This is a genomic window from Streptomyces sp. NPDC025833 (assembly GCF_055558055.1).
Genome location: NZ_JBVHNF010000004.1, coordinates 225,198 through 251,649 on the forward strand (window position 1 = coordinate 225,198; position 26,452 = coordinate 251,649).

Here is a 26,452-nt window from a genome sequence, read left to right on the forward strand (position 1 = left end):
CGGTCCCGCGCGCCTCGGCTCAGGCGCGCGGGTAGCGCGCCAGCCAGCCCGGGGAGGAGCCGGCCGGGCCGTGCAGGGCCGGGCCCTGGGTCATCTCCATCGCGAAGTCGTCGGCCAGTTCCAGGATGGTGGGGCGGCCCTCCAGCTCGGCCAGCCAGGCCGGGGGGAGGGCCGTCTCGCCGTGCAGGGCGCCGAGGAGGCCCCCGGTCAGCGCGCCCGCCGCGGCCGACGGACCGCTCTGGTTCACCGCCAGGCAGAGGCCGTGGCGCACGTCCTCCCCCACCAGCGCGCAGTACACCGACGCGGCCAGCAGCCCGTCCGCCGTCGCGTCCCCGGCCAGTTCCTCCACCCGGGCCGAGGTCGGCATCCCCTGCCGCACGGCGCCGAGGGCGTGCTGGAGGGCGTCGGACACCGGCTCGTGGCCGGGACGGGCGGCGAGCAGGGCGAGCGCCCGCTGCACGGCGCCGTCCAGGCTGTCGCCCCGGGCCAGCGCGTGCACGATCACCGCGTACGCGCCCGCCGACAGGTAGGCGACGGGGTGCCCGTGGGTCTGGGCCGCGCACTCCACGGCCAGTTGGGCGACGAGCTGCGGCTCCCAGCCGACCAGCAGCCCGAACGGCGCCGAGCGGGCGACCGGCTCCGGCCCCGGCTCCTCGGGGTTCTTCGGCTTCTCCAGCGTGCCCAGGGTCTCGTCGCCGAGCCCGATGAGCAGCGCGCGGGTCGGGTCCCGGCGGGCGTAGAGCCACTCCTCGCGGGCCAGCCACCCGGCGTCCTCGCGGCGCTCGTCGGGGCCCCAGTCCCGCTGGGTGGCCGCCCAGCGCAGGTAGGCCCGGTGCAGGTCGGTCGGCGGGTGCCAGGCGCCGGTGTCGCGGCGCACCTGCGCGCGGATCAGCCCGTCCACGCTGAACAGGGTGAGCTGGGTGTGGTGGGTGATCGTGCCGCGCCGGCCGTGCGCGACGGCCAGGTCGAGCAGCCCCTCGCCGCCGTACGCGGTCCGTATCTCCGCCAGGGACAGCGCGTCGGCGGGGCCGCCCAGCGCGTCCCCCACCGCGGCGCCGAGCAGGGTGCCGCGCACCCTGCTGCGGAAGTCCTGCTGCTCGGCACGGCCCCACACGGCACGGGACGTCGTGCTCACCAGACCTCCCACGGCACCGTCCGCCTGTACGACGCAAGGCACTGTAATCGACCGGGAACGATCCGTTCAGGGGGACAAATCGGCCCTGCGGGACCCGTGGGCCGCGGCGGACCGCGTTCACCGGGTCGTGAATACGCCGGACCAGGGACGCCGGGACTCCCTACCCTCGTGCGTGACGGAAACGACACGGAGGGTGAGCATGGAGGACGAGGAGGCCACGGCCGTACTCAGGGCCGTCGGGCGGCAGATCAGGCTGTGGCGGGAGGCCGCCGGGCTGAAGCAGGGCGAGTTGGGCGCGCGGATCGGCTACGGCGAGGACCTGGTCTCCGCGGTGGAGCGCGCGGTACGGGTTCCCCAGCCGGACTTCCTGGACGCGGCGGACGAGGTGCTGGGCGCGGGCGGGAAGCTGTCCGCGATGAAGGAGGACGTGGAGAAGGCCAGGTACCCGAAGAACGTCCGGGACCTGAAGAAGCTGGAGGACGAGGCGGTCGAGATGGGTGCCTACGCCGCCCTGCACATCCACGGACTGCTCCAGACCCCCGAGTACGCGCAGGCGTTGTACGAGATGCGGCGCCCCGCGTACTCCGAGGAGGAGATCGACCGCCTCGTCACTGCCCGCATGTCGCGGAAGGCCGTGTTCGAGCGGGTACCGAAGCCGCTCATCACCTTCGTGCTGGAGGAGGTGACGCTGCGCCGACCGATCGGAGGCAGACTGGTTCTGCGCAAGCAGCTCCAACACCTGCTGGAGCTGGCGGCGTTGAGGCACGTGGAGATCCAGGTGATGCCCATCGACCGGGAGGACCACGCGGGCATCATGGGCTCGTTCCGCGTGCTGAAGCTCCGCGGGGGCGAAACGATGGGCCAGATCGAAGGGCAGCTCTACAACCGTGTGATCAGTCATCCACAGGAAGTGCAGACCCTGGAGATGCGCTATGGAATGATCCGAGCGCAGTCACTCTCGCCACGGGAATCCGTGGCTCTCATCGAGAAGATGCTGGGAGAAGAGACATGACCACCGACATGCCGGCCTGGCGCAAGAGCAGCTACAGCGGCAACGACGGTCCCGACTGCGTGGAGGTGGCCATAACCCCCGCCGCCATCCGCGTCCGGGACTCCAAGGACAAGGACCGCGCCCACCTGGTCGTCACCGGCGCCTCGTGGACCGCCTTCCTGACCTTCGCGGCCGAAAGCCGCTGACACGCAGGGAAGATCGGGAAGAATTCCGATCATGACCATGACCACCACGCCCACGCGCCACACCGGCCTCAGCCTCGCCGCCGGTGTCCTCACCGGCATAGTCGCCCTCTACATCGCGCTCGTCGCCCTCGGGAACATCACCGACTTCGGGACGAACCAGCAGTTCGTACGGCATGTGCTGGCGATGGACACGACGTTCAAGGACGACGACCTGATGTGGCGCGCGATCGGCAGCACCGCGCTCCAGGACACCGCCTACGTCCTGATCATCGCCTGGGAGACGGCGGCGGCGCTCGTCCTCGTCTGGGGCACCTGGCTGTGGGCGCGGCGCGACCACGACCGGGCCCGCCGGTTCTCCACCTACGGGCTGCTGATGCTCCTGCTGCTGTTCGGCGCCGGGTTCATCGCGATCGGCGGGGAGTGGTTCGCGATGTGGCAGTCCAAGACGTGGAACGGGCTGGACGCGGCGACCCGGGTGTCCATGCTCAGCGGGGTGGCCCTGATCGTCAACCAGCTCCCCGCCGGCCGCCGGGACGCTAGCTGACGACGGCCACCCGGGTGCCCTGGTCGCCGAAGGACCACAGCGCGGCCCCGTCCTCCTTGTGGAGGCGGATGCCGCCCAGCTTCTGGCCGTTCGCCGGGGGCGGCGAGGAGCCGTCCAGGGCGTTGGAGAAGGCCACGTTCACGCCGTCCGCCTTGGTGAAGTACATGACGTGCTCGATCTGCACGCCGTCCGAGCCCTTGAGGGACTGGGTGCGCAGCGTGATCGAGTAGCGGCCGGGCTGCGGTTCCACCGTGCCCGGCCACACCGCGAACGTGCGGATGGCCTTGCCGGTCGCGTCGACCAGCCACACCCGCTTCCCGGCCACCGAGTAGACGATCCGGCGGCCCTCGCCCGAGTCGTCCGGCAGGGCGGGCGCGGACGGCTCCTTCGGCGGCGCCGAGGCGTGCGGGCTCGCCGACGCCGACACGCCGGGCCTGGTCACGGCGGCGGTGGGGTGCGGTGCGTGGTCGGCCTGTATCGCGAGGGCGACGACGGCGGCGGTCGCCCCCGCCGTCAGACCGGTGACCCAGGCCCACGAGGGCAGTCGGGCAGCCACGGGACGTTTCTCCTCCGCTACGGGGCCCCGTCCGGGATCGGGGGTCGGATCATCGTACTCAGTCCAGGACCGGGAGCAGTTCCGGCAGGTGCCCGTCGGACGCCTCGGCCGCCCGCCGCCGCTCCTCGGGGACCTCGCCGTACAGCGTGGTGCGCGGCTTCGCGGGGCGGCCGGCCGCCTCCGCCACCGCGACCAGGTCCCGGACCGACTTGTACGAGCCGTAGGACGAGCCCGCCATGCGGGAGATCGTCTCCTCCATCAGCGTCCCGCCGAGGTCGTTGGCTCCGGAGCGGAGCATCTCCGCCGCCCCCTCCGCGCCCAGCTTGACCCAGCTCGTCTGGATGTTGGGGATCCACGGGTGCAGCAGCAGCCGCGCCATCGCCGTCACCGCCCGGTTGTCGCGCACGGTCGGGCCGGGGCGGGCGATGCCGGCCAGGTACACCGGCGCGTTCGTGTGGATGAAGGGCAGGGTCACGAACTCCGTGAAGCCGCCCGTCTCCCGCTGGATCCCGGCCAGCGTGCGCAGGTGGCCGAGCCAGTGCCGGGGCTGGTCCACGTGCCCGTACATCATCGTGGAGGACGAGCGGATGCCCAGCTCGTGCGCGGTCCTGATCACCTCGATCCAGGTGGCCGCGGGCAGCTTGCCCTTGGTCAGCACCCAGCGCACCTCGTCGTCGAGGATCTCCGCCGCCGTGCCCGGCACGGAGTCCAGGCCGGCCTCCTTGGCGGCCGTGAGCCACTCGCGGACCGACATGCCGGTGCGGGTCGCGCCGTTCACCACCTCCATCGGGGAGAAGGCGTGCACGTGCATCCCGGGGACGCGCTCCTTCACGGCCCGCGCGATGTCGAAGTACGCCGTACCGGGCAGATCGGGATGAATGCCGCCCTGCATGCACACCTCGACCGCGCCCACGTCCCACGCCTGCCGGGCGCGGTCCGCCACCTGCTCCAGCGAGAGCGTGTACGCGTCCGCGTCCGTGCGGCGCTGCGCGAAGGCGCAGAACCGGCAGCCGGTGTAGCAGACGTTGGTGAAGTTGATGTTGCGGGTGACGATGTAGGTGACGTCGTCGCCGACCGCCGACCTGCGGACGTCGTCGGCCACCCGGCACAGCGCGTCCAGCGCCGGGCCGTCCGCGTGCAGCAGGGCGAGCGCCTCCGCGTCGGTCAGCCGGGGCGGGTCGTCGGCGGCCGTGCGCAGCGCGCCGCGCACGTCGGTGTCGATGCGCTCCGGGGCCATGCCGGGGGCCGCCGCCTCGCGCAGCGCCTCCCAGTCGCCGTACACCTCGTCGAAGTCGGCGCGCCGGTCGCCGGTGCGGCCCTCGGTGTCGATGGAGGCGTGCAGGTCGGTGCGGCCGGCGGCGGTGAACGCCTCCTCCGGCTCCTGCCAGGGGCGGCCCTCGACCGGCGCGTCCGGCAGGGCCAGGCCGGTGGCGGGGTCGGCCAGGGCGGACACGTGCGGGCGCAGCCGGGGGTCCAGCCACGGTTCGCCGCGGCGCACGAAATCCGGGTATACACAAAGGCGTTCACGGAGTTCGAACCCGGCGGCCCGGGAGTGGCCGGCGAGTTCCTCGATCCGCGGCCAGGGGCGCTCGGGGTTGACGTGGTCGATGGTCAGCGGGGACACCCCGCCCCAGTCGTCGATCCCGGCGCCGATCAGCCGCCCGTACTCGGAGTCGACCAGGTTCGGCGGGGCCTGGAGGCAGGCGCTCGGGCCCATGATGTGCCGGGCGACGGCCACCGTGGCGACCAGGTCGTCCAGTTCGGCGTCCGGCATGCGGCGCATCGCCGTGTCCGGCTTGGCGCGGAAGTTCTGGACGATCAGCTCCTGGATGCCGTGGTAGGCGCGGGAGACCTTGCGGAGGGCGAACAGCGACTCGGCGCGCTCCTCGTACGTCTCGCCGATGCCGATGAGCAGGCCGGAGGTGAAGGGCACGGAGGAGCGGCCGGCGTCCTCCAGGACGCGCAGGCGGACGGCCGGCTCCTTGTCCGGGGAGCCGTGGTGCGGGCCGCCGGGCTCGGACCACAGGCGGGTGGCGGTCGTCTCCAGCATCATGCCCATGCTCGGCGCGACCGGCTTCAGCCGCTGGAAGTCCGTCCAGGTCATGACGCCCGGGTTGAGGTGGGGCAGCAGGCCCGTCTCCTCCAGGATGCGGACGGAGACGGCCCGGACGTAGGCGATGGTGTCGTCGTAGCCGTGCGCGTCGAGCCACTCGCGCGCCTCCGGCCAGCGGTCCTCCGGCTTGTCGCCGAGGGTGATCAGGGCTTCCTTGCAGCCGAGGGCGGCGCCCTTGCGGGCGATGTCCAGCACCTCGTCGGGCGACATGAACATCCCGTGCCCGGCGCGGCGCAGCTTGCCGGGCACGGTGACGAACGTGCAGTAGTGGCACTTGTCCCGGCAGAGCCGGGTGAGGGGGATGAACACGCTCTTCGAGTACGTGATGACGCCGGGCCTGCCCGCCGCCTCCAGACCCGCGTCCCGCACCCGGGCCGCGGAGGCCGCGAGTGCGGTCAGGTCCGCACCGCGCGCCTGGAGGAGCACCGCCGCCTCGGCGACGTCGAGGGCGACGCCGTCCCGGGCGCGTTTGAGCGCGCGACGCATGGAGTTCTCGGTCGGCCCGGTTCCGGAGGTCGCGGAAGTCGTCATTTCTTGAGCATACGTTCGCGCTGATCACGCCCGGGCGGTGCCGCCCGGCGGTGGGCCGCGGGGCCCGGGGCGCGCGGGGCGGGGGCGGTCTCCCGGCGGGTCCCGTGCCGTGCACCGCGGCGCTTTCCGTGATCTTCCGTCAGTTCCGTGGCCGTGCCTCCGGGATGCGAAGGCCGTGTGAGGGCCTTGTGGACCACGCACCCCGCCCTGTGATCGGCGTCTCGCACGGCTGACGCAACTGCCCGGAACAAGGCAAACTGACGGGGTTGTTCGTGATGCCGAAGGGGACGAACGCATGGACGGTGGGCCGCGAGTACCCGAGCAGCGGCGCGCCGGCTCCGGAGCCACCGCGGAGTCCGGCCCGCTGCGCTTCTGCGTGCTCGGACCGGTACGGGCCTGGCGCGGCGAGGAGGCGCTCCACACGGGCTCCCCCCAGCAGCGCGCCCTGCTGGCCGCCCTGCTGCTGCGGGAGGGCCGTACGGCCACCGCGGCGGAGCTGATCGACGCGCTGTGGGGGCCCGAGCCGCCGTCCCAGGCGCTGGCGGCGGTCCGCACGTACGCGTCCCGGCTGCGCAAGGTCCTCGACCCCGGGGTCCTGGTCAGCGAGTCCGGCGGCTACGCCGTGCGCACGCCCGGCGCGGGTGCGCTGGACCTGGTGGTGGCTCAGGACCTGGCGGCGGAGGCGGAGAAGGCCCGCGGCGCCGGTGACCTCGGCGGGGCCCGGACCCTGCTGAACCGGGCGCTGGCGCTCTGGGACGGCGAGCCCCTCGCCGGTGTGCCCGGCCCGTACGCCGAGGGGCAGCGGGCCCGGCTGGCGGAGTGGCGGCTCGGCCTGCTGGAGTCCCGGCTCGACCTGGACCTGGAGCAGGGCTGCCACGCCGAGGCGGTCTCGGAGCTGACGGCCCTGACGGCGGCGCACCCGCTGCGGGAGCGGCTGCGCGAACTGCTGATGCTGGCGCTGTACCGCGGCGGCCGGCAGGCGGAGGCGCTGGCCGTGTACGCCGACACCCGCCGCCTGCTGGCGGAGGAGCTGGGCGTGGACCCGCGCCCCGGCCTGAGCGAGCTCCAGCAGCGCATCCTCCAGGCGGACCCGGCCCTGGCGGAGCCCTCGGCGCCGATGGCGGAGCCGGCCGCCGCGCTCGTCCGGCCCGCGCAACTCCCGGCCTCGGTGCCGGACTTCACGGGCCGTACCTCCTTCGTGTCCGAGCTGAGCGAGGTGCTGTCCTGCGCGTCGGAGGCGGAGGGGCGGGTGATGGCGGTGTCGGCGCTGGCCGGGATCGGCGGTGTCGGCAAGACGACGCTGGCGGTCCACGTGGCCCACCGCGCCCGGACCGCCTTCCCCGACGGCCAGCTCTACGTGGACCTCCAGGGCGCGGGCCCGCGCCCGGCGGAACCGGAGGCGGTGCTGGGCTCGTTCCTGCGCGCGCTGGGCACACCGGACACGTCGGTCCCCGACTCCCTGGCGGAGCGGGCGGCCCTGTACCGCTCGGTGCTGGACGGCCGCCGGGTCCTGGTCCTGCTGGACAACGCGAAGGACGCGGCCCAGGTGCGTCCGCTGCTGCCCGGCACGGAGGGCTGCGCGGCGCTGGTCACCTCCCGGGTGCGGATGCTGGACCTGGCCGGCGCCCACCTGGTCGACCTGGACGTCATGTCCCCGGAGGAGGCCCTCGCCCTCTTCACGAGGATCGTGGGCGAGGAGCGGGTGGCGTCGGAGCGGGACGCGGCGCTGGACGTGGTCGCGGCCTGCGGCTTCCTCCCGCTGGCGATCCGCATCGCCGCCTCCCGCCTGGCGTCCCGCCGCACCTGGACGGTCTCCGTGCTTGCGGCGAAGCTGGCCGACGAGCGGCGCCGCCTGGACGAGCTCCAGGCCGGCGACCTGGCGGTCAAGGCCACCTTCGAACTCGGCTACGGCCAGCTGGAGCCGCCCCAGGCCCGCGCCTTCCGCCTGCTGGGCCTGGCGGACGGCCCGGACATGTCCCTGGCCGCCGCGGCCGCGGTCCTGGACCTCCCCCAGGAGGACGCGGAGGACCTCCTGGAGTCCCTGGTGGACACGTCCCTCCTGGAGTCGGCGGCCCCGGGCCGCTACCGCTTCCACGACCTGGTGCGGCTGTACGCCCGCGCCTGCGCGGACCGCGACGAGCTCCCGCCCAGCGAGCGCGAGGCGGCGATGTCGCGGCTGCTGGACTTCTACCTGGCGACGGCGGCCCGGGTGTACGCCATCGAGCGGCCGGGCGACCGCACGGTCACCCACCTGGCACCGACGTCGTACCAGGGCCTGGCGTTCAGCGGGCGGGCGGCGGCCCTCGACTGGCTGTTCGCGGAGGCGCAGTGCCTCCTGTCCTGCGCGCGGCAGCAGACCGCGGGCAGCGGGCTCGGCCGCGCCGTGGACCTGCTGTGGGCCGCGAAGGACCTGGCGGAGTCGGGCGCCAACTCCAAGCAGTACGAGGCGGCGGCGCGGGCCCTGCGGGACGCGGCCCGCGAGGACGGCGACGCCCGGGCGGAGAGCCGGGCCCGGACCGCGCTCTCGAACGTCCACCTGGCGTCCGGGCGCTACCCCGAGGCGGACGAGGAGGCGCGGTGCGCCGTCTCTCTCGCCACCGCGACGGGAGACGCCGCCCCCATCGGCTGGGCCTCCACCGACCGGGGCATCATCGCGCTCAGCCAGGGCCGTTACGAGGAGGCCGAGAAGCTCTTCACCACGGCGCGGGAGGGCTACCGGGCGGACGGCAACCGGCCGGGCGAGGCCAACTCGCTGTGCAACCTGTCGCGGCTCTACGAGCGCATGAACCGCACCGCCGAGGCGGTCAGCCTGGCCGAGCAGGGCGTCACCATCTTCCAGCAGCTCGGGATGACCCTGCGTCTGGCGAACGGCCGCTACGCGCTCGGCGTCGCGCTGCTGGGCGCGGGGCGGCACACCGACGCCCTGCTGCAACTGTCGGACGCCCTGGACATGTTCAGGAGCAACCGGCAGCGCCTGTGGGAGGGGACGACCCACTTCCGCATCGCCCAGCTCCACCTGACCGCCGGCCGTCCGGCCCAGGCCGCGCAGCACGCCGAACAGGCCCTGGCCACCGGGTTCATCGGCGGCGACCTGATCCGGGGCAGCGTGCTGCACACGCTGGGCAAGAGCCTGGGCGCCCTCGGCCAGTCGGACCGGGCCCGCGCCTGCTGGCGGGAGGCGCTGCTGCTGCTGGAGCAGTCGGGCGTGCCCGAAGCCGACCAGGTGCGCGCGCTGCTGGCGCCGCTGGAGACGTCCTGACCCGCGGGTCCGCGGCGTTCATCGAACGTTTATGGCCGCCTGTCAGGCTGAGTGCAACGGCCGGACGCGTCGGGGGCGTCGGGACCGTGGGGGCCCACGGGGGGTGGGCTCATGGCACGCGCCTCTGTCCGGCGATACTCGGGGGAGTCACCGGACAGAGGCGACCGACGCACCTGACACCACTCCTAGGGGGAGCCGAACATGAGCAGCATCGAGAAGCAGACGATCGACGTCACCACCAAGGAGAACCACGCTCCTTTGCCGCCGGCCCTCGGCGACGGTCCGAACCCGGACGTCCAGACGCCCGTGTCCGTGCCCGTGAGCGACGAGCAGATCACCACGCTCGAGAACCACGCACCTGCTCCGCCGGCCCTTGACCTGGGCCGCAAGTAGTCGGAGCCATCGGCGGGGGGATCGGCCGCGGCGGCGCGGAGGGGGAGCCGCCGCGGCCGAGGTGCGTCCAGCGCAAGATCCAAGCCGTTCCCCGGCGGGAAGTGTTCGCCGCACCGAACGGGACCCGCCCCGGCGGTTAACGTCGGATCCGCCGACAACGGCACCACAACGGGAGGACCCCATGACGCTCACCCAGAAGATCGTGGCCGGCGCGGCCCTGATCCTCGGTGCGACCGCCGCCGCCGCGAGCCCGGCGCTGGCCGACAACCACTCGCCGGTCCCGCCGCACGGCTCCACGGCCGTCTCCGCCGCGGGGCAGCAGGCCCGCTGACCGAGCGCGTACACGACGGAGGGGCCGGGCTCACGCCCGGCCCCTCCGTCGTGCCCCCGCACGTCCCCTTCACCGCGGGTCAGTTCTTCAGCCGCGCCCGCTCGGCGACGTCGCAGTGGTCCAGCAGGTCGAAGTGGGCCGTCCGCGTGAACGGAACCCGGACCCGCGCGGTGCCGCGGGCGGGCACGGTGACGTCCGCGCGGCCCGAGTCGATGGCGGGCGGGCTGTCCGGGAGGAACAGCACGTCGACGGTGAAGGCGGCCCTGCGGTCGTTCGGGTTGGTGACCTCGACCGTGGCGTAGGGGGCGGCCGGGGTGGCGCAGCCGATCAGCCGCGCCGTGCCGTCCCGCGTGGCCCTGCCGCCGCCGGCGGAGGGCGTGGCGGTGGAGCGGTGGGTGCGCCGGTAGGAGCCGCCGCCGGTGCCGGTGCCGTCGGAGCCGTCGTCCGCGCCGTACGAGGGCTCGTCCGCGCGTCCGCCCGAGTAGCCGCCCGACGAGCCGCCCGAGGTGGACGACGTCGAGGTGTCGTGGTCCTGGCGGGAGCTGCTGCATCCGCCGCCGCCTCCGCTCCCGTGGCGGCTGCCGTGGTGCCGGCTCGTGGAGAAGCCGGTCAGGGCGAGCACCACCAGGGTCAGTACGGCCGTGAACTTGAGCGAGCGCCGCTGTTTAGGCGTGTACATGCCGGAACCTTATCCGTCGCGGCCCGGGGCCCGCACCGCATGGCGGGTGGCGTGCGCCCGGGGTAGCGTCGGCCCTGGACGGCCGCCGTCCGGAGCCCTTCCGTGTGAACCCGTACGACGGCCGTCACGCACTACGCGGTCCGCGCGGTTCCCGTCCCCTTCTCCGCGTCCAGCGCGTACACGCACCGGTCCTTGCTGCACGCGTACACCACGCCGTCCTTGACCACCGGGGAGCCGGTGATCTCGCCGCCCGTGGCGAGCTTCCAGCGCAGCCGGCCGTCGTCGGCCTTCAGGGTGTAGAGGAGGTGGTCGGTGGAGCCGAAGTGGATGCGGCCCTCGGCCACGGCGGGCGCGCCCACGACGTCACCGCCCGCCTGGAAGCGCCACTTGGGGGTGCCGGTGACCGCGTCCAGGGTGTACAGGCCCTTGCCGCTGCCGACGTGGACGTGTCCGGCGGCGACCAGCACCGGGTCGGTCGAGGAGCGGGACTCGGTGGCGATGCGCCAGCGGTCGCGGCCGTCGGCGGCGTCGAGGGCGTAGACCGTGCCGAGGTAGTCGGCGAGGTAGATGCCGCCGCCGGTGACGGCGGGGCCGGGGGCGAAGGCCGGCGGGCACAGGAAGACGGCGGGGGCCTCGAAGTGCCAGCGGACCCGGCCGGTCGCCGCCTCGATGGCGAGGACCCGGGTGCCGGCGCAGACGTAGACGCAGCCGTCGGCGCCCGGGGTCAGCCGGACCGGGACGCCGCCGCAGGAGGCCGCGTCGCCGATCGGGTACGACCAGCGCTCCTCGCCGGTGCGGGCCTGAAGGGCGCGCAGCCGGGCGTCCTGCCAGACGTAGACCGTGCCGTCGTGCACGGCGGGCCCCGCCTCCGGGGACTCGAAGTCGGTCTGGCAGCCGGTGATCTCCCACAGCTTCTGCCCGCCGGAGGCCTCCCACGCCTGCACGCCGCCGCCGCGGGTGCCGGTGACGACGGTGCCCCGGTCGGCCGCGAGGGAGTACACCCAGGCGTCCGTGGACAGCCGCCACAGATCGGCGCCCTGGCGGGCCTCCAGGGCGAACAGCGTGGGGCCGTCGGAGGCGTGGATGCGGCCGTCCGCCACGGCCATCGACCAGGCGACGTCCCGCGTCTTGAACCTGCGGCGGCCGGTGGCCACGTCCAGGGCGTGCACCTCGAAGGAGGTGACGTAGACCAGGTCGCCGTCGACGGCGGGGGTGCCCCAGACGTCGTTGGACATGCGGAACCGCCAGGGCCGCCAGCCCGCCGCCGGCTCCGGCGGCGCGGGCGGGACCGGCGGGAGGGCCGGGTCGGCGCCGGCCGGGCCGGGACGCGGCCGGGACCAGCTCGCCACCAGGCCGGCCTCGGGCGGGGGCGCCTTCACGGCGGCGGCGCGGGCGTCGGCGACCCGGGGGCCGGGGCCGATGGACACCTGGGCGCCGGCCAGCCGGACCGGGCCGGTGCCGGGGGCGCCCACCGGGACCGGCACGGGCGCGGAGGGCGGGACCGGGGGGTCGTACGGCGGCGGCGGGGGCACGGTCTGCCGGGCGCCGCTGCGCGGGCCGCCGGCCGTGACCGGGACGGGCTTGGCGGCGGGACGCCCGCCGCGGCGGGACTCGATGAGGCCGACGGCCCTCTCCGGCAGCCAGGCCGAGGCGGTGCCGCTGTCGTCGCTGCCGGAGCCGAACAGGTGCGGGGCGAGCTGGGCCTGGAGGTCGGCCGGGGACGGACGGCCCGCGGCCTCCATCTGCATGCAGACCTCGATCAGCGGGCGCAGCTCGTCCGGCAGGCCGCTGAGGTCCGGGCCCTCCCGGAGCAGCATGAAGACGGTCTCCACCGGGTTGGCGCCGTGGAAGGGCGGATGGCCGGTGGCGGCGAAGACCAGCATGGAGCCGAGGGAGAAGACGTCGCTGGCGCCGGTGACGCTGCGGGAGTCCTTCGCCTGCTCGGGAGACATGTAGGCGGGGGTGCCGACGGCGACGTTCGTCATCGTCAGCCGGGTGTTCGAGACACCGGAGGCGATACCGAAGTCGATCACCCGGGGGCCGTCCTCGACCACCAGCACGTTGGACGGCTTCAGGTCGCGGTGGACGAGTCCGGCGCCGTGGATGGACTGGAGGGCCTCGGCCACGCCCGCCGCGAGCCAGCGCACGGCCTGCGCCGGGAGCGGCCCGCACTCGTTCACTATCTCTTCCAGCGAGGGCGCGGGCACGTAGGCGGTGGCCAGCCAGGGCACGGCGGCGCGCGGATCGGCGTCGACCACGGCCGCGGTGTAGAAGCCGGAGACCGCGCGGGCCGCCTCCACCTCACGGGTGAAGCGGACCCGGAAGAGCTGGTCCTCGGCCAGTTCGGTGCGCACCGTCTTGATCGCCACGCGCCGGCCGGACGCGGAACGCGCGAGATAGACCAGCCCCATGCCGCCGGCCCCCAGCCGGCCCAGCACCTCGAACGGCCCGATCCGCCGCGGATCGTGCTGCGTCAGCTGATCCACCACTTGCCTGCCACCTCCCCGTACGAGCCGCGCCGCCCACCTGCGCACGCGGCCGAAGTGCAGCGTCTCACCACCGCACCGCCATGGCGGCACGCACCCCGATTCTTCCTGGCCGGGCGGCCGGTTGCGAACCCGCTGACAATCAGGGTGTCTCGTGTCGGATCACTGCAAAGCGGAACTATCGCCGCTGCAACAGCGCGAACGACGCCCCCTGATTGTCGGTGACGACGGCCACCCGCCCGTACGACGCCTCGAAGGGCGGGGCCTGCACCCGCCCGCCGCCGCGCCGGACGGCCCCGACGGCGTCGTCGAGGTCCGCGACCCGGAAGTGGGTGACGAAGTGCGGGGGCATCTCCACCGGGAACAGGTCGGTGACGTCCGCGCGGCCGAAGTCGGGCCGGGCGCCGGCGCCGAACAGCGCCTCGTGGAAGAGGCCGCCGTAGAAGGCGTTGGCCGCGGCGGTGTCCCGGGTGTAGAGCTGGGCCCAGGTGAAGGTGCCCGGCTCGTGCCGCCGGCCGAAGCCGGGGTGGGTGCCGGGCTGCCACAGGCCGAACACCGCGCCGTCCGGGTCGGTGGCGAGGGCGGCGACGCCGAGGTCGCCGACCGGGGAGGGGGCCACGACCAGCCGGCCGCCGGCCGCCGTGATCCGCCGGCCGAGGGCCTCGGCGTCGGAGGTGGCGAAGGACACCGTCCAGACGGTGGGCATGCGGCCGTCCGTCTTGGGGGCCAGCGAGCAGACCCGGTCGCCGTCCAGCAGGGCCCACACCGAGGAGCCGTACGCCTCCTCGAAGGTCCACCCGAAGAGGTCCCCGTAGAACCGCCTGCCCGCCTCGACGTCGGGGAGCCGGACGTCCACCCAGCAGGGGACGCCCTCCCCGTATGCCTCTTCGTTCGCGGATGCCCTGTTTTCGGCCATGCCGCCAAAGTAACCGGGTCGCGCGCACCGCGCAGACCAGGCACACCACCCCCGAAACCCCCGCGCACCCCATTTGCACTCGGCCGAATCGCGCTCCGATCACCCCTCGGTAAGCTGACGACATGACAGGACAAGTGCGTACCGTCGACGGCCGCGTGGCCGGCCGGCGTGGGCAGGCGACCCGGCAGAAGCTGCTCGACTGCCTCAGCGAGATGCTCAGCTCCTCCCCCTACCGGGACGTCAAGGTCATCGATGTGGCGCGCAAGGCGGGCACTTCACCGGCGACCTTCTACCAGTACTTCCCCGACGTCGAAGGCGCCGTCCTGGAGATCGCCGAACAGATGGCGGCCGAGGGCGCCGGGCTGGCCGGACTCCTCGAAGGGCGCACCTGGACCGGCAAGTCCGGCTGGCAGACCGCCCAGGAACTGGTCGAGGGGTTCCTGGAGTTCTGGCGCCGCAACGACGCCATCCTGCGCGTCGTCGACCTCGGTGCGGCCGAAGGGGACAAACGGTTCTACAAGATCCGCATGAAGATCCTCAACTCGGTCAACAACTCCCTCGCCGACTCCATCGCGCAGCTCCAGGCCAAGGGCCGCGTCGACAAGGACGTGAACCCGGCGGCGGTGGCCGGCGCGCTGGTGGCGATGCTCGCGGCGGTGGCGGGCCACCAGAAGGGCTTCTCCTCGTCGGGCGTGAAGCCGGCGGAACTCAAGCCGAACCTGGCCCTGTTGGTGCACCTGGGCGTGACCGGCAAGAAGCCGTCCAAGTAGGCGCGCCCTTTTATCCGTAGACCTTTGCCCGTACGTCCACGTCCTGCACGTCCACGCTCTGTACGTCCACGTCCTGTACGTCCACGTCCTGTCTGACGGGCGGTGGTTCACCCGGTGAGCCACCGCCCGCCGCCGTCTGCGCCGGCAGCGGGCGGACGGTGGCCGGGCGGTGACGGGGGTGCCCCGGCCCGCCGGCTGATCGGCGCCTGCGGACGGTCGGCGTCCCCGGGCGGCATCTCCGCGCGGCGCCTGCGGGCGCGAGCAGGTCCGCTCCTCGGGATCGGTGGTGTGGGGGCGGGACTGAGACCCGGGCGGGCGGTGATACTCGCCCCATGGCACAAAAGGATTTCCACGAGCTGCTCCGGTCGCTGCGGGTCTGGGACTCCGGGGTGACGCGGTTGCGGCCGTTCGACCCGGACACCGCCCCGCCCACCCCGCTGACCCTGTTCACCACCTGGTTCGCGGAGGCCGTGGCGGCGGGGCAGCCGGAGCCGCACACCATGTCGCTGGCGACCGCGGACGAGGAGGGGCGGCCTGACGTGCGGATCGTGGTGCTGCACGGCGCCGACGCGGACGGCTGGTCCTTCGCGACGCACGCCACGAGCCGCAAGGGCCGCGCGCTGAGCGCCCGGCCGTACGCCGCCCTCGCCTTCTACTGGCCGGTGCTCGGACGGCAGGTGCGGGTGCGCGGGCCGGTCCTCGCGGCCCCGGCCGAGGAGAGCCGGGCCGACCTGCGCGCGCGGTCCACGGGGGCGCTCGCCGCCGCGCTGACCGGACGGCAGAGCGAGGAGCTGGCCTCGGTGGGCGAGCTGGACGAGGCGTCGCGGGCGGCCTGGGAGCGGGCCCGGGCGCACCCGGACGAGCCGTCGCCGACCTGGACCCTGTACCGGCTGCGGCCGGAGACCGTGGAGTTCTTCCAGGGCGACCCGGAGCGGCGGCACGTCCGCCTGGAGTACCGGAGCACGGAGTTCGGCTGGAGCCGGGGCCTGCTCTGGCCATGAGGGCCGCGGGCCGCCGAGCGGCCATATCGCGTCCGCTGAGCTGACGGTACGTCAGTTACGCCGCCCCGCCGCCGGTTGCGGCAGGGTCGCCCGCGAACGGACCGCACTCCACGCGATGTTCGCCCGCGGCCCGCGTCCCACACGGCCGGCGCACCCTTCCCGCACACACGTGATCAATCCGCAACCAATTCCGGTCTTGACCGAGACCCATCAACCTGGTGGGTGATTACGCTCGCGCTCATGGCCGTCTCCCGCCCCCCTGCCACACACCTCTCGGCGACCCCCGCCGACCGCCCGGTCTACGTGATCGGCGCCGGGCCCGGCGGCCTCGCCGTCGCCCACGCGCTGCGGGAACGGGGCGTGCGCGCCGTGGTCCTGGAGAAGTCCGACGGGGTGGGCGCCTCCTGGCGCGGCCACTACGACCGGCTGCGCCTGCACACCACCCGGCGGCTGTCCGCGCTGCCGGGCCTGCGCATACCCCGCAGGTTCGGGCGCTGGGTGGCCCGGGACGACCTGGTGCGGTACCTGGAGAAGTACGCCGAGCACCACGAGCTGGAGATCGTCACCGGGGTGGAGGTCCACCGCGTCGAGCGGACCGGGGACGGCACCGGCTGGCTGCTGCACGCCTCCGGCGGCCGGGAGCTGACCGGCAGCGCGGTCGTCGTCGCCACCGGCCACAACCACACCCCGCGGCTGCCCGACTGGCCGGGCCGCGCTGCGTACCGCGGCGAGCTGCTGCACGCCCGCAGCTACCGCGACGCCGGGCCGTACCAGGACCGGGACGTGCTCGTCGTCGGCATCGGCAACACGGGCGCGGAGATCGCCGTGGACCTGGCGGAGGGCGGCGCCGCGCGGGTGCGGCTGGCGGTGCGCACGGCGCCGCACATCCTGCGCCGGTCGACCTTCGGCTGGGCCTCCCAGTACACGGGCGTCCTGGTCCGGCGGCTGCCGGTGTGGCTCGTGGACCGGCTCGCCGGGCCGGTGGAGCGGCTCGGCACCCCGGACCTGTCCGGGCACGGGCTGCCGCGGCCGTCCGCCGGCCTGTACAGCCGGGTGCGGCAGGGCGCGATCCCGGTCCAGGACGCCGGGCTGATCGACGCCGTGCGCGAGGGCCGGGTGGAGATCGTGGCCGCCGTGGAGTCCTTCGAGGGCGGCGAGGTGGTGCTCGCCGACGGCAGCCGCGTCTCGCCCGACGCGGTGATCGCGGCGACCGGGTACGTCCGCGCGCTGGAGGGTCTCGTCGGGCACCTCGGGGTGCTGGACGAGCGCGGCAGACCGGTGGCGCGCGGCGGCCGCGCCCCCAGGCAGGCGCCGGGCCTGTACTTCACCGGGTTCACCAACCCCATCAGCGGCATGCTGCGGGAACTGGCCATCGACGCGGGGCGGATCGCGCGCGCGGTCGCGAAGAGCCTGCGCACCCGGTAGCGGGGAGCGTCACTCCCGCGGGAACGCCCCGCTTCACCGTGCCCGGCGGGCCGTGCCGGGCCTTCGCGGTGAGCGGGGCGGACGGGTGCGCGGGGGTTCAGGGCCCGGCGGGCGCCGGGAGGGCCGGGGCGGTGCGCCGGACGACCAGGGACATCAGGGCGGCCGCCGCGCACAGCGCGCCCGCCGCGTACCAGACGAGGTCGTAGGAGCCGAAGACGTCCCGGGCGAGTCCGCCGAGGTAGGCGACGGCGGCCGCGCCGACCTGGTGGGAGGCGAGCACCCAGCCGAAGACGATGGCGCTGTCCTCGCCGAACTGCTCCCGGCACAGCGCCAGGGTGGGCGGCACGGTGGCCACCCAGTCGAGGCCGTAGAAGACGATGAAGAAGATCATCGGCGGGTGCACGGCGGGCCCCAGCAGCATCGGCAGGAAGAGCAGGGACAGACCGCGCAGGGCGTAGTAGACGGCGAGCAGCCGGCGCGGTTCGAAGCGGTCGGTGAACCAGCCGGAGGCGATCGTGCCGACGACGTCGAACACGCCGATGACCGCGAGCAGCGAGGCCGCCGTCGTCACCGGCATGCCGTGGTCGTGCTCGGCGGGCACGAAGTGCGTCTGCACCAGCCCGTTGGTCGAGGCGCCGCAGATCGCGAAGGCGCCGGCGAGCAGCCAGAACGTGCCGTTGCGGACGGAGGAGGCCAGGACGCCGAGCGTGCGGCGGGCCGCGCCGGCGACGGGCGGCGGCTTGGGCACGAACTCCTTCGCCCCGTACGGTGCCACGCCCACGTCGGCCGGGTGGTCGCGCAGCAGGAGCCAGACCAGCGGGACCACGGCCAGCGCGGTCAGGGCGACCGTGACCGCGGCGGGTCGCCAGCCGTGCCGCTCGACGACCCAGGACAGCAGCGGCAGGAAGACGAGCTGGCCGGAGGCGGAGGCCGCGGTGAGGATGCCGCTGACCAGGCCGCGCCGCTCGGTGAACCAGCGGTTGGTGACCGTCGCGGCGAACGCCAGCGCCATCGAACCGGTGCCGAGCCCCACCAGCAGGCCCCAGCACAGGAGCAGTTGCCAGGCCGCCGTCATCCACACCGTCAGCCCGGAGCCGGTGGCGATCACGGTGAGCGCGACCGCCACCACCCGGCGGATGCCGAAGCGGTCCATCAGCGCGGCGGCGAACGGCGCGGTGAGGCCGTAGAGCGCGAGGTTGACCGAGACGGCCGCGCCGATCGTGCCGCGGGACCAGCCGAACTCCTGGTGCAGCGGGTCGATGAACAGGCCGGGCAGGGACCGGAAGGCCGCCGCGCCGGTGATCGTCACGAACGTGACGGCGGCGACGAACCAGGCCCGGTGCACCCGGCGGCGCCGGCCGGTCCGGGTCTCGGCGGGGGGTGCGGCTGAGGTGGTCTGAGTCACGCGCCCAGCGTGCGCCGCGCGGCCGCGCGCATCGAGTGGCCCGAAAGTCACACTTCGCTATGATCGGGCCATGACGAGTGCCGAGGAGTTCCGGCCGCACCGGGTCGCCGTGCTCGCCCTGGACGGCCTGCTGCCCTTCGAACTGGGCATCCCGCACCGCATCTTCGGCCGCCCCCGGGACGCGCAGGGCCGCTACCTCTACGAGGTCGTGACCTGCTCGGTCCGGCCGCCCGGCCGGGTCGAGACGGACGCCGACTTCGCCGTGCACGTCGCGCACGGCCCCGAGGCGCTGGCCGCGGCCGACACCGTGATCGTCCCGGCGTCGTACGAGAACGGGCCGCTGATGGAGGAGGGACGGCTCACCGACGACATGGCCGCCGCCCTCGCCCTCGTCCGCCCGGGCACCCGGCTCGCCTCCATCTGCACCGGCGTCTACGTCCTCGCCGCCGCGGGCCGCCTGGACGGCCGCCGCGCGACCACGCACTGGGCCGACGCCGAGCGCTTCCAGCGGATGTTCCCGAAGGTCCGGGTGGACGCGGACGTGCTCTTCATCGACGACGGCGACGTGCTGACCTCGGCCGGGGTGGCCGCCGGGATCGACCTGTGCCTGCACATGGTGCGCCAGGACTTCGGCGCGGCCGTCGCCAACGACGTGGCCCGCCGCACCGTCGTACCGCCCCACCGCGACGGCGGTCAGGCCCAGTACATCCACCGCCCGGTCCCCGACCCGCAGTTGGCCACGACGACCGCCGCCCGCGCCTGGGCGCTGGACCGGCTGCACGAGCCGGTCCAGCTCCGGGACATGGCCGCCCGGGAGGCGATGTCGGTGCGCACCTTCACCCGCCGCTTCCGCGAGGAGACCGGCGTCAGTCCCGGTCAGTGGCTGGCCCGGCAACGTGTGGAGCGCGCGCGGCAGTTGCTGGAGTCCACCGGGCTGCCGATGGACCGGGTGGCCCGGGAGTCCGGCTTCGGCACGGCCCAGTCGCTGCGCCAGCACCTACAGGCGGCGCTCGGGGTCACGCCCACCGCCTACCGCCGCACCTTCCGGGCCGGCGGCGGCACCGGCCGGTCCGACGGCACCGGCCCGGGCTGACCGCCCGGCGCGCCGCTCGCCCCACCAGCCGACCGACGTCAGCAGCAGGGTCAGGGCCACGCCGGCGAGGATCGCCGTCGAGGGCGCGGCCAGCGGCAGCAGGGCACCGGCGAGGGAGCCGGTGGCGGCGTAACCGGCGCCCACCGCGGCGTACATGACCGAGTAGCCGGCGGCCAGGGCGTGCGGCGGGAGCACCTCGCGCAGGGCCAGGTTGCGGGTGAGCATCGCGCCGGACTGGAGCAGCCCCGCCAGGGACAGCGCCACCGCCATGCCCGGCGCGGCGGGTATCAGCGCGACCAGGGTCACGGCCGCCGCCATCCCCACCGTCAGCACCACGCTGCGGGTGCTCAGCCGGCCCGGCCAGGACCGCAGGCCGTACACGAAGGCGCCCACGGCCGAGGCCACCGACATCGCGGTGAGCAGCGGGCCCGCCCAGCCGACGCCGACACCGCGCTGCTCCAGCAGGGCGGGCAGGACGAGTTCGGCGAGGGCCAGCAGGGACAGGCTCGCCGCGCCCGTGACGTACACCGGCCAGGCGCGGGCCAGCACGCGCAGCCTCGACGCGCCCCGTCCGTCCGGGCCGCCCCGCCCGTCCGGGCCGTCCGCCGCCCAGCCGGCCGGCAGGAGCCACAGGCCCCCCGCGGAGGACGCCATCAGAGCGGCCGCGAGCAGCGGCGGCAGGCGCGGGTCGACGCCGAGGGCGAGGCCGGTGACGGCGGCCGGAGAGAGTGCCCAGACCCCGAACGTGAGCATCGACTCCAGGGACAGCGCCTGGGCCGCCGCGTGCCCCGGGACCAGCGAGGTGAGCAGCGCCCGCAGCCCGCCGGGCGCCGCGGCGGGGCCCGCGCCGGCGAGGAGGGCGAACCCGGCGAGCGCCGCGGCGGGCGCGCCGGGGAACGCGCCGAGGCCCGCGAAGCCGGCGGCGCCCGCGGCCAGTCCGGCGGCCAGCTGCGGTCGGGCCCGCCGGGGGTCCATGCGCATGCCGAGCACGGGGGCGCCGACGATCTCGCCGAGGACGTAGGCGGCGGCGAGGGCCGCGCCCAGCGAGTAGCCGCCGGGGTGCTCACGGACCAGGAAGACCAGGGCCAGCGGGGCCATGGCCACCGGCATCCGGGCGCCGACGGCCACCGGCACCCAGGTCAGGACCGGCCGGGATACGACGTCGCGGTAGCTCATGCCCCGACGGTAGGCGCCGGCACCGACACCTGCCGAGCCGTTTCCCCGCGCCTGTGGAAAACTCCCGCCCGCACCGGCCGGCGGCGGCCGGCGAGCCGCTGCGCGAGGAGCCCGGCGGAAAGGTGACGGGTGGTCAGGAGCCGAGCGCCGCGTGCGCCCCCGGGGCCGCCGGAGGGCCTGGCCGCGGCCGGGTCCGCCGCGAACGGCGCGCTCACCTTCGCGGTCTTCCCGCCCGGGACCGGGCATGTGCGGCTGCCCGTGGCGCACGCCCCGCACCTTGTGGAGACGGGGATGCTCCAAGGCCGGAACCGGTATTCCGAAAAGTTGTCCACAGCCTGTGGAGAAACGGAACGGCGCGCGGCCCCGCCGCCGGCGACGCCCGAACCGTTCACCGGCGCGCCGGGGGCGCCCGTGGCACCGGTGGTGGCGGTCCTCCGGACGACGGCGGCACCGGGGCCACGGCCGGGCCAGCACCACCCGCCACCCGGCGCGTCGACGCCCACCGGACCGGCCGGGCGTCCGGGGCACGGGCGCCGCCGCGGACACGGGCGGCGGCACCCCGTCCGCGGTGCCCGGGCACGGCCGCGTGCCCGGCACGCACGGGCGCCGGGCGCTACACCGTCTCGAAGGTGAAGCCCTCGTACGCGCCCGGCCCGCCGCCGTGGGCCGCCGCCGCGTCCTCCCGGGGCCGCGTACAGCGGTCCAGCTCGCACCAGATGCTCTTGCCGCCGCCCTCCTGGCGCCAGCCCCAGCGGTCGGCGAGGCAGTCCACCAGCGCCAGCCCGCGCCCGCCGGTGGCGTCACGGCCGGCACAACGGGGCACGGGCGCACGGGAGCTGGTGTCGGCGACCTCGACCCGCACCGTGGCCGACGCGCCGCTCCCGGTCGCCGGGCCGGGCAGGCGCAGCCGCAGCACGGCGGGGCGGCCGGTGTGCACCACGGCGTTGGTCACCAGCTCGGAGACGAGCAGGACGAGGGTCTCGGCCAGCGGCTCCTCGGCCGCTATCCCCGACCCGGCGAGCCGCGAGCGGGCCCACTTGCGGGCCCGCCCCACCTCCGCGGGGTCGGGCCGGATCTCCAGCTGCACTTGAAGCACCTGCACCGCTCACACCATCCGAACCGGCGGACACATGGCCCCGCCCCGTCCGCGCGCCACGGCGTCGGCCGCGGCGGCGATCACGGCGAGGGCCACGATCGTAGCCATTCTCTGCATGCCCAGAACAACAGCCAGAGCAAGGGTCACGGATCGTGACTCCCCTGCGAGACAGCATGGTTGACGTACAGTCACCCCAACAAGCGCTTCGGGCATATTCCCGCGCGAAGGAGTACGCGTAGGGCATACTGTGCGACGCGCTCGCCGGGGAGTCGAACAGGCGGGGCCGAGGGCCCGGATCGCCCCGCGAGCAGCGGCGCACACCGTACGGCCCGGCGCCGCCCCAGGGGCACCGCCGGCACGGCTCGTACGCGCGGCCACTCGCATCCCCCACAAGGTACCGGAGCGGATGCCCGACTCCGGGCCGTGACGAGCCCCGCGAACGGCCCGGCCCGGCGCCCACGCTCCGTGATCACACCATGCCACGATCCGTGACATCGTTGGCCATTGCCCTGCCGGGCGCGCCGACCGGGGCCCCCGGCCGTTCAGTCCGCCCGCTCCAGCGTGCGGGTGCGCCCGTCCACCGTGTCCTGTCTCCGCGCCGCGCAACTGTCCGTGCAGGGGCGGCCGGAGCGGCTGGAGGTGCGGAAGATGCCGGCGCCCCGGCTGCGGGAGCGGTTCTCCTGAGCCGGATCGCCCCGGCCGCCGCCCGCGCTTACAGCCGGCTCATGCTCGCCGCCGCGTAGAGCACGTCCCGGACCGCCCGGCGGTCGCCGTCCTGGCCCGCCGCGACGTCCTCCGGAACCACGTGCCCCGCGGCCAGCTTGCAGAACTCGACGCCGTCGAGGGCGATGTGGGCCACCTCCAGGTCCGCGGAGCCGACCGCCGCCGGCGAGTCCAGAGGGATCAGCCACTCGCCGCCCGCCGCGCCCTCGATCTCCAGCCGCAGGCTGCGGCCGGGGGCGCCGGCCTCGACCAGGTGGGGGCTCTGGCGGCCCGGTTCGGACAGGCCCGCGCGGCGGCGCTCGGCGAGCACCGTCGGCAGCAGGCGGGCCGCCAGGTCGATCATCCGGTGGAGGTGCGGCGGCGCGGGCGGCTCGTACGGGTAGTCCACCGCGTCCGCGATGTCCTCGGCGTGCACCCAGCACTCGAAGGCGCGGTCCAGCATCGCGTCGCGCAGCGTCAGGGTGAAGTCGCCGTAGGGCACCGCGAGTCCGCCCGCGTGCCCGCCGGTGAAGGACACCGTCCGCACCAGGCCGTGGCTCTGCTCACGCCACGGCCCGCGCACCGCGCGGGTCGGCGGCAGGTGCGAGGCGCGCCAGAACGCCTCCGTGCGGCCTGCCGGACCCGTGGCAGCCGGCTCCAATGCCTTGGCCGGGTCGGCCAGTTCGGCCAGCGGGTCCGTCAGGCCGAGCGCGGCGGCGACCAGTCCGTCCACCGACAGCGGGTGCGCGATCACCCCGGCGACCGTCGTGTCGCGGCCCGCGGCCGTGTCGGCCTCGAACCAGCGCAGCCGCACCGGCGCGTCCCACTCCGCCTCCCCGAAGTCCTGGAGCAGCGCGTCGAGCCGGGCGGTCTCGGCGTCGTACGGCTCCGCCCAGCCGGGCACCGGGATGCGCGGCGGACGGCGGCTCAGGCAGCCGTGCAGCACATGGGTGCGCAAGGAGGGGTGCGGGTCCAGGCTCTCCGGCTGGTGCAGCAGGCCGACCGCCTCGCGCAGCCGGCGCGCCTCGTCGGCGCAGGACCCGCAGCCGCCCAGGTGTTCCTCCACGGCCGCCGTCTCGGCGGCCGAGCACGCGGCCAGCGCCCAGGCGCCGAGCAGCGATTTCAGGACGTCGTGGGACAGGTCGAGCGGCACGGGTGCGAGGTCCCCCAGGTCGGTGCGGCCGGGCAAGGGCAGCCCGCTGTCCTCCACGGAGGCGCGGGGCGCGGGTATGCGCGGGGCCGGGCCCGGCGCGTCTCCCCCGGCGCCACCCGCGGAGCCCCCCGCGCCGCCGCCGGAGCCACGGGAGCCACGGGAGCCACGGGATTCACCGTCCGGCCGGTCCGCCGCGCCGCCGGGCGGGCCGGCGCCCTCGGGCGGCCGGTCCCCGGGGGCCCGGCGGCGGCGCGCCGGATCGCCGTCGCGGCCGTCGCGGCCTTCACGAGCGTCACGGCCGCCGCGGCCGTCACGGCCTTCACGGGCGTCGTGGCCGTCACGGCGGGGGTGACCGTCACCGCCGTCGTGCGCCTCGGACCCGCCCGTCCCGTTCACATCGCGCCCCGGTACCCCGGCGGAGTGCCCGCGTCGTGGGCGGTGGACAGGAGCTGGAGGCCGAGACGGAGCCGGCGGCGGGCCTCCTCCTCGGTGACACCGAGGTCGGCGGCGGTCTGCCGGTAGTCGCGGCGCTGGAAGTAGGCCGAGTCCAGGGCGGCCCGGAGCGGGGCGGGCATGGAGTGGACGATGAAGTCGGCGCGGGCGGCGACCGAGGCGCGGCGGACCTCGCCCTCCACCTCCTCGCGCGGCGAACGGTCCCGTTCCTGCCGGTCGCGCAGCCGCTGCACGGCGACCCGGTGGGTGACCGCGGCGATCCAGGAGCGCAGCAGGCCCTGCCTGGGATCGTAGGTCTCGGGATGCTCCCAGAGGTGGACGAAGACCTCGCGGGTGACGGCGTCGGCGGCCCGGTCGTCCGCGAGGACGCGGTGGGCGAGGCTGTGCACGAGGGAGGCGAAGCGGTCGTACAGCTCGCCGAGGGCCGCCGCCTCACCGCGGGCGAGCCGCTGCTGCATCTTGCGGTCCCAGCGCGGCGGTACGTCGCTCCCGGTCATACGGTCCCCTCCCCTCGCCGTGTCCGGCCCGTCCAGCCTGCCGGTCCTGCCTTCTCGAATGTAGTCGGCACCTCCTGCGGCGCACGCCCCTTTGTGGCAATGTGCGCCCTTGGAGGCGCCGCAGGTGATAGTGCCCCCTTCACACTTCCTCCACGCGGGCCGCAGGCGTATCTGATCGAATAGGATCGATACTGACCGAAACAAGACCCTTGATGATCACCAGCCGTTTGCCGCGTCACGTTTCAGGGAACGGCCGCTGGGCAGCCGCGCGGAATGAAACGTAGGAGCTACTTCCGTTTCCGGGTGGTTCCGCGCGATCCGGCGAGCGGAGGGGCGAAGCCGTGGCTTTCCATGTGACCGACGTCGAACAGGGCGAGTGGGCCGTCCTCCGGGTCTCCGGGGAACTGGACCTGATCACGTCGCCGGTACTGCGCCAGCGCGTGCACGACGTCGTCGCGGAGGGCCACCACAGCCTCGTCGTGGACCTGTCCGACGTGTTCTTCTGCGACTCCAGCGGGGTCGGCGTGCTCATCGCCGCCCGCCGGCTGATCCGCTCCTGCCAGGGCCGGCTGCGGCTGATCCTGCCGGACCGGGGCGCCGAGGACGGCTCGCACGTCAACCGCGTGCTCGGCGCGCTCGGCGTACGCCGGCTCTTCGACGTCCGCCCCGACCTGGCGGCCGCCACCACGGACGAGGCCGGCCCGCTCTCCGCCTGAGCCGCCGTCACACCCCACCACCCGGCACCCCGGCCGCACGCACTCCGATCACACAGGTGTCGACCACACAGGCGTCGGCCCCACGTGCGCCGAACACACAGACGTCGCGCACACAGGCGTCGCGCACACAGATGTCGGCCACACAGTTGTCGCGGAATTCACCCGGTCTTGGCATAAAAGCCGGTTTTCCGCCGCCCGGTGGCCATCCGCGTCGTACGCTCCAGCCAGGCCGGCCGCCGGTCGGCGACACCCCAGGCACGACCTCCACGTAAGGCGGCCCGAAGAGACATGGTCAGCACCGAGTACGAACGCAGGATCGCCGCCCGGTTCGCCGGATTCGACCAGGACGGCAACGGATACATCGACCGCGAGGACTTCAGCGCCGCGGCCAAGGCGCTGCTCACCGAGTTCGCCGTGCCCGCCCGCTCCGACAAGGGGCAGGCGCTGTACTCCGGGGCGGAGGCGTTCTGGCAGGGCATGGCCGGCATCGCCGACCGGGACGGCGACCAGCGCATCACCCGCGCGGAGTTCGTCACCGGCGCGGTCAAGCGGCTGCGCGACAACCCCGGCCGCTTCGCCGAGATCGCCCGCCCCTTCCTGCACGCGGCGCTGGCGGTGGCGGACGCGGACGGCGACGGGCACCTCGACGTCACCGACACCGCCCGGGTGCTGCGGGTCCTGCACGTGCCGGCGGACGTCGCCGAGGCGACCGCCGCCGCCCTGGACGCCGACGGGGACGGCAGGATCGGCGAGGCCGACATCGTCCCGGCCTTCGCCCGCTACTTCACGGTGCCCGAGCAGGCGTGACCCCTCCCGGGGCCGGCG

The 26,452-nt window shown here is 74.8% G+C and carries 23 protein-coding genes; 12 read left to right on the forward strand and 11 right to left on the reverse strand.

Going from position 1 to position 26,452, the window contains the following annotated elements:
- Window positions 1–19: 19 nt before the first annotated feature.
- The gene (locus tag ACZ4K2_RS08440) at window positions 20–1,135 is read right to left on the reverse strand and encodes an ADP-ribosylglycohydrolase family protein (RefSeq protein WP_467470843.1); all 1,116 of its coding nucleotides are present in this window, start codon (window positions 1,133–1,135) and stop codon (window positions 20–22) included.
- A 199-nt stretch (window positions 1,136–1,334) separates the two neighbouring features.
- Here ACZ4K2_RS08440 and ACZ4K2_RS08445 point away from each other — a divergent pair, with 199 nt between their 5' ends.
- Genes ACZ4K2_RS08445 through ACZ4K2_RS08455 form a run of 3 tightly spaced genes read left to right on the forward strand, consistent with a single transcriptional unit; the run spans window position 1,335 to window position 2,876 of the window.
- Window positions 1,335–2,147, forward strand: coding sequence for a helix-turn-helix domain-containing protein (locus tag ACZ4K2_RS08445; protein WP_467470845.1), 813 nt, complete (start codon window positions 1,335–1,337; stop codon window positions 2,145–2,147).
- Window positions 2,144–2,332 carry a DUF397 domain-containing protein gene (locus ACZ4K2_RS08450; protein WP_467470847.1) on the forward strand — a complete coding sequence of 63 codons (189 nt, stop codon included), beginning with the start codon at window positions 2,144–2,146 and terminating at the stop codon, window positions 2,330–2,332. The genes ACZ4K2_RS08445 and ACZ4K2_RS08450 overlap by 4 nt, the downstream gene beginning before the upstream one ends.
- 37 nt (window positions 2,333–2,369) lie before the next feature.
- Entirely contained in the window at window positions 2,370–2,876 is a 507-nt protein-coding gene (locus ACZ4K2_RS08455) for a DUF2165 domain-containing protein (RefSeq protein WP_467471248.1), read from the forward strand.
- Here the strand turns inward: ACZ4K2_RS08455 and ACZ4K2_RS08460 are convergent.
- A complete protein-coding gene (locus ACZ4K2_RS08460) occupies window positions 2,869–3,432 on the reverse strand; it encodes a hypothetical protein (protein ID WP_467470849.1) in 564 nt (187 codons plus the stop codon). The genes ACZ4K2_RS08455 and ACZ4K2_RS08460 overlap by 8 nt on opposite strands.
- Before the next feature lie 58 nt (window positions 3,433–3,490).
- Window positions 3,491–6,076, reverse strand: coding sequence for a bifunctional FO biosynthesis protein CofGH (locus ACZ4K2_RS08465; protein ID WP_467470851.1), 2,586 nt, complete (start codon window positions 6,074–6,076; stop codon window positions 3,491–3,493).
- Window positions 6,077–6,371: 295 nt separating this feature from the next.
- On the opposite strand from ACZ4K2_RS08465, the gene afsR reads away from it, so the two are divergent.
- From afsR to ACZ4K2_RS08480, 3 genes are all read left to right on the forward strand, one after another.
- On the forward strand, window positions 6,372–9,335 hold the full coding sequence (afsR, locus tag ACZ4K2_RS08470; protein WP_467470853.1) for an SARP-family global regulator AfsR: 2,964 nt from the start codon (window positions 6,372–6,374) through the stop codon (window positions 9,333–9,335).
- Between the two features lie 201 nt (window positions 9,336–9,536).
- On the forward strand, window positions 9,537–9,728 hold the full coding sequence (locus tag ACZ4K2_RS08475; protein WP_467470855.1) for a sigma-like protein: 192 nt from the start codon (window positions 9,537–9,539) through the stop codon (window positions 9,726–9,728).
- Window positions 9,729–9,909: 181 nt separating this feature from the next.
- Window positions 9,910–10,059, forward strand: a complete 150-nt coding sequence (locus ACZ4K2_RS08480; RefSeq protein ID WP_467470857.1) for a hypothetical protein — start codon at window positions 9,910–9,912, stop codon at window positions 10,057–10,059.
- A gap of 79 nt (window positions 10,060–10,138) precedes the next feature.
- Here ACZ4K2_RS08480 and ACZ4K2_RS08485 read toward each other — a convergent pair whose 3' ends face one another.
- From ACZ4K2_RS08485 to kbpA, 3 genes are all read right to left on the reverse strand, one after another.
- Window positions 10,139–10,738, reverse strand: a complete 600-nt coding sequence (locus tag ACZ4K2_RS08485) for a hypothetical protein (protein WP_467470859.1) — start codon at window positions 10,736–10,738, stop codon at window positions 10,139–10,141.
- Window positions 10,739–10,869: 131 nt separating this feature from the next.
- Window positions 10,870–13,227 (reverse strand): protein serine/threonine kinase AfsK, encoded by a 2,358-nt coding sequence (gene afsK, locus ACZ4K2_RS08490; RefSeq protein WP_467470861.1) that lies wholly within the window; start codon window positions 13,225–13,227, stop codon window positions 10,870–10,872.
- Window positions 13,228–13,402: 175 nt separating this feature from the next.
- Window positions 13,403–14,140: an AfsK-binding protein KbpA gene (kbpA, locus tag ACZ4K2_RS08495; RefSeq protein WP_467470863.1), complete on the reverse strand. Its 738-nt coding sequence runs from the start codon at window positions 14,138–14,140 to the stop codon at window positions 13,403–13,405.
- A 122-nt stretch (window positions 14,141–14,262) separates the two neighbouring features.
- On the opposite strand from kbpA, the gene ACZ4K2_RS08500 reads away from it, so the two are divergent.
- The 3 genes from ACZ4K2_RS08500 to ACZ4K2_RS08510 all read left to right on the forward strand — a co-directional run bounded on the left by ACZ4K2_RS08500 (window position 14,263) and on the right by ACZ4K2_RS08510 (window position 17,336).
- The gene (locus ACZ4K2_RS08500; protein ID WP_467470865.1) at window positions 14,263–14,910 is read left to right on the forward strand and encodes a TetR family transcriptional regulator; all 648 of its coding nucleotides are present in this window, start codon (window positions 14,263–14,265) and stop codon (window positions 14,908–14,910) included.
- A 332-nt stretch (window positions 14,911–15,242) separates the two neighbouring features.
- Entirely contained in the window at window positions 15,243–15,911 is a 669-nt protein-coding gene (locus ACZ4K2_RS08505) for a pyridoxine/pyridoxamine 5'-phosphate oxidase (RefSeq protein WP_467470867.1), read from the forward strand.
- A gap of 240 nt (window positions 15,912–16,151) precedes the next feature.
- The gene (locus ACZ4K2_RS08510; protein ID WP_467470869.1) at window positions 16,152–17,336 is read left to right on the forward strand and encodes a flavin-containing monooxygenase; all 1,185 of its coding nucleotides are present in this window, start codon (window positions 16,152–16,154) and stop codon (window positions 17,334–17,336) included.
- A 97-nt stretch (window positions 17,337–17,433) separates the two neighbouring features.
- Here the strand turns inward: ACZ4K2_RS08510 and ACZ4K2_RS08515 are convergent, their stop codons facing one another.
- A complete protein-coding gene (locus ACZ4K2_RS08515; protein ID WP_467470871.1) occupies window positions 17,434–18,741 on the reverse strand; it encodes an MFS transporter in 1,308 nt (435 codons plus the stop codon).
- Window positions 18,742–18,811: 70 nt separating this feature from the next.
- On the opposite strand from ACZ4K2_RS08515, the gene ACZ4K2_RS08520 reads away from it, so the two are divergent.
- The gene (locus ACZ4K2_RS08520) at window positions 18,812–19,834 is read left to right on the forward strand and encodes a GlxA family transcriptional regulator (RefSeq protein WP_467470873.1); all 1,023 of its coding nucleotides are present in this window, start codon (window positions 18,812–18,814) and stop codon (window positions 19,832–19,834) included.
- Here the strand turns inward: ACZ4K2_RS08520 and ACZ4K2_RS08525 are convergent.
- The 4 genes from ACZ4K2_RS08525 to ACZ4K2_RS08540 form a co-directional block, all read right to left on the reverse strand.
- Entirely contained in the window at window positions 19,739–21,010 is a 1,272-nt protein-coding gene (locus ACZ4K2_RS08525; protein WP_467470876.1) for an MFS transporter, read from the reverse strand. The genes ACZ4K2_RS08520 and ACZ4K2_RS08525 overlap by 96 nt on opposite strands.
- 613 nt (window positions 21,011–21,623) lie before the next feature.
- The gene (locus ACZ4K2_RS08530; protein ID WP_467470878.1) at window positions 21,624–22,112 is read right to left on the reverse strand and encodes an ATP-binding protein; all 489 of its coding nucleotides are present in this window, start codon (window positions 22,110–22,112) and stop codon (window positions 21,624–21,626) included.
- Window positions 22,113–22,818: 706 nt separating this feature from the next.
- Window positions 22,819–24,357: a zf-HC2 domain-containing protein gene (locus tag ACZ4K2_RS08535; protein ID WP_467470880.1), complete on the reverse strand. Its 1,539-nt coding sequence runs from the start codon at window positions 24,355–24,357 to the stop codon at window positions 22,819–22,821.
- A complete protein-coding gene (locus tag ACZ4K2_RS08540; RefSeq protein WP_467470882.1) occupies window positions 24,354–24,911 on the reverse strand; it encodes a sigma-70 family RNA polymerase sigma factor in 558 nt (185 codons plus the stop codon). Before ACZ4K2_RS08540 ends, ACZ4K2_RS08535 begins: the two co-directional genes overlap by 4 nt.
- 341 nt (window positions 24,912–25,252) lie before the next feature.
- Here ACZ4K2_RS08540 and ACZ4K2_RS08545 point away from each other — a divergent pair, with 341 nt between their 5' ends.
- Both ACZ4K2_RS08545 and ACZ4K2_RS08550 read left to right on the forward strand, forming a co-directional pair.
- A complete protein-coding gene (locus ACZ4K2_RS08545) occupies window positions 25,253–25,627 on the forward strand; it encodes an STAS domain-containing protein (protein ID WP_467470884.1) in 375 nt (124 codons plus the stop codon).
- Between the two features lie 288 nt (window positions 25,628–25,915).
- A complete protein-coding gene (locus ACZ4K2_RS08550; RefSeq protein ID WP_467470886.1) occupies window positions 25,916–26,434 on the forward strand; it encodes an EF-hand domain-containing protein in 519 nt (172 codons plus the stop codon).
- Window positions 26,435–26,452 lie beyond the last annotated feature (18 nt).

Coding starts and splice junctions, on each gene's coding strand:
- kbpA (WP_467470863.1), bottom strand. CDS start 14,140: ATGGCCGAAAACAGGGCATCCGCGAACGAAGAGGCATACGGGGAGGGC.
- ACZ4K2_RS08550 (WP_467470886.1), top strand. CDS start 25,916: ATGGTCAGCACCGAGTACGAACGCAGGATCGCCGCCCGGTTCGCCGGA.
- ACZ4K2_RS08540 (WP_467470882.1), bottom strand. CDS start 24,911: ATGACCGGGAGCGACGTACCGCCGCGCTGGGACCGCAAGATGCAGCAG.
- ACZ4K2_RS08505 (WP_467470867.1), top strand. CDS start 15,243: ATGGCACAAAAGGATTTCCACGAGCTGCTCCGGTCGCTGCGGGTCTGG.
- ACZ4K2_RS08455 (WP_467471248.1), top strand. CDS start 2,370: ATGACCACCACGCCCACGCGCCACACCGGCCTCAGCCTCGCCGCCGGT.
- ACZ4K2_RS08475 (WP_467470855.1), top strand. CDS start 9,537: ATGAGCAGCATCGAGAAGCAGACGATCGACGTCACCACCAAGGAGAAC.
- ACZ4K2_RS08450 (WP_467470847.1), top strand. CDS start 2,144: ATGACCACCGACATGCCGGCCTGGCGCAAGAGCAGCTACAGCGGCAAC.
- ACZ4K2_RS08500 (WP_467470865.1), top strand. CDS start 14,263: ATGACAGGACAAGTGCGTACCGTCGACGGCCGCGTGGCCGGCCGGCGT.
- ACZ4K2_RS08520 (WP_467470873.1), top strand. CDS start 18,812: ATGACGAGTGCCGAGGAGTTCCGGCCGCACCGGGTCGCCGTGCTCGCC.
- ACZ4K2_RS08510 (WP_467470869.1), top strand. CDS start 16,152: ATGGCCGTCTCCCGCCCCCCTGCCACACACCTCTCGGCGACCCCCGCC.
- ACZ4K2_RS08485 (WP_467470859.1), bottom strand. CDS start 10,738: ATGTACACGCCTAAACAGCGGCGCTCGCTCAAGTTCACGGCCGTACTG.
- ACZ4K2_RS08465 (WP_467470851.1), bottom strand. CDS start 6,076: ATGACGACTTCCGCGACCTCCGGAACCGGGCCGACCGAGAACTCCATG.
- ACZ4K2_RS08445 (WP_467470845.1), top strand. CDS start 1,335: ATGGAGGACGAGGAGGCCACGGCCGTACTCAGGGCCGTCGGGCGGCAG.
- ACZ4K2_RS08525 (WP_467470876.1), bottom strand. CDS start 21,010: ATGAGCTACCGCGACGTCGTATCCCGGCCGGTCCTGACCTGGGTGCCG.
- ACZ4K2_RS08480 (WP_467470857.1), top strand. CDS start 9,910: ATGACGCTCACCCAGAAGATCGTGGCCGGCGCGGCCCTGATCCTCGGT.
- afsR (WP_467470853.1), top strand. CDS start 6,372: ATGGACGGTGGGCCGCGAGTACCCGAGCAGCGGCGCGCCGGCTCCGGA.